The organism is Streptococcus mitis (genome assembly GCF_003942685.1).
Taxonomy (GTDB): Bacteria; Bacillota; Bacilli; order Lactobacillales; family Streptococcaceae; genus Streptococcus; species Streptococcus mitis_CD.
In genome coordinates this window covers 1-662 of record NZ_RJNR01000044.1, presented here as the reverse complement: position 1 = coordinate 662, position 662 = coordinate 1, and the positions used below count along the sequence as shown (strand labels likewise).

Genomic DNA, 662 nt, shown 5'->3' with positions numbered 1-662 from the left:
CAAAGCAAACTTGGTAGTTAAATATGTAGATGAAAAAGGCAAAGACTTAATCCCTTCAGAAACAACAGAAGGAAAAGTGGGAGATGAGTACTCTACAAGTGGAAAAGTTATTCCAGGACACCTACTAGTTCGTGTTGAAGGAGAAGCTAAAGGTAAGATTGGAAAAGATGGTTCAACAGTAACATACGTTTACAAACCAATCGGATCATGGATTCCAAACATCCCAGGTCAACCAACAACTCCAATCAAGTATCCAAATGACCCACAAGATCCAACAAAACCAGGACAACCAACAGAAGTGTTACCATACGTACCAGGATTTACTCCAGAAGATAAAGATGGCAACCCACTTAAACCAGTTGATCCGAAAGATCCATCAAAAGGATATGTAGTACCAAACATCCCAACAGATTCAAGTCAAGATACAGTAATTAACTACGTAGCAAACAAAGCAAACTTGGTAGTTAAATATGTAGATGAAAAAGGCAAAGACTTAATCCCTTCAGAAACAACAGAAGGAAAAGTGGGAGATGAGTACTCTACAAGTGGAAAAGTTATTCCAGGACACCTACTAGTTCGTGTTGAAGGAGAAGCTAAAGGTAAGATTGGAAAAGATGGTTCAACAGTAACATACGTTTACAAACCAATCGGATCATGGATTC

At 38.5% G+C, this 662-nt stretch carries 1 protein-coding gene; it reads left to right on the top strand.

Annotated features, from left to right (window positions below):
• Positions 1-10 precede the first annotated feature (10 nt).
• The coding region (locus tag D8855_RS10425) for a MucBP domain-containing protein (protein ID WP_419991691.1) at positions 11-662 on the top strand (652 nt) is incomplete at its 3' end.